General features: G+C 39.2%; 1 pseudogene. It reads left to right on the plus strand.

Going from position 1 to position 865, the window contains the following annotated elements:
- Positions 1-320, plus strand: a pseudogene (locus CIK04_RS28575) (tRNA epoxyqueuosine(34) reductase QueG); the annotation flags it as partial.
- Between the last annotated feature and the right edge of the window lie 545 nt (positions 321-865).

The following is an 865-nucleotide window of genomic DNA, read 5'->3' on the forward strand; positions in this document are numbered from 1 at the left end:
CTTCAACAACGCCTCGCTCATTACATTATTCCAGTGGGACGAACCGACTTTCCTTAGAAACATGGAAGGCTCCGCGATTCGCCGCATTGGCCACCTACAATGGCTCAGAAACATTGCCATTGCGATGGGCAACGCACCTTTCTCTCCACAAATCGTCACGGCTCTTGAGTCTCGCAAGGGAATGAGTGAGTTACTGGATGAACACATCAACTGGGCATTAGAGGAACAAGCAGCTCAAGCTGGCCACTTGATCCCTTGATGTAAAAAAGCAAAGGCTAATACGCATCGTCGATAAAGGGCTACCAAGAGATGCAAGATAACAACCACACATTTTTGCGTTGCAATATTGATTCCCATCTCAAATTTCAAATGTGGAAAAATTAGCAAAGTTACTTACAAACTCGAAGACAAAAAAAGTTAAACACATATCCAATCAATGACTAGGATCAATAAAGCAGAGCTTAATGATCAAAAAGCAACGTCATCAAAATCAAGAAAAACACAAAACCTTCTAAAAACAAATAAATACAAATTTACGCATTTAAACATTAATTGTAAAAACGAAAAAAGATCCTTTCTTGACAAGAGGAATATTTTGTCTACTCATTGTTATCAACCAAGTTATCCACATTTTATTTTCTGTGGATAAGTCTGTTAATGAACAATGGAAAGACCCTATCTTTCTATGCTAAGAGAGACAGTGGTTTTTAAGGTAGAAAAGTGAAACGACAAAAACATCCGAACATCTGTATCGGACATGGGTTTCATTTTAGGGATTCATGCTTCGCAGCATTATTGAAAGAGCAGTACAGAAGGTGATGATCACCGCCTCATTGCGTGACGGAATAGCATCTTTCGTACGAGA

The organism is Vibrio sp. 03_296, assembly GCF_002265885.1.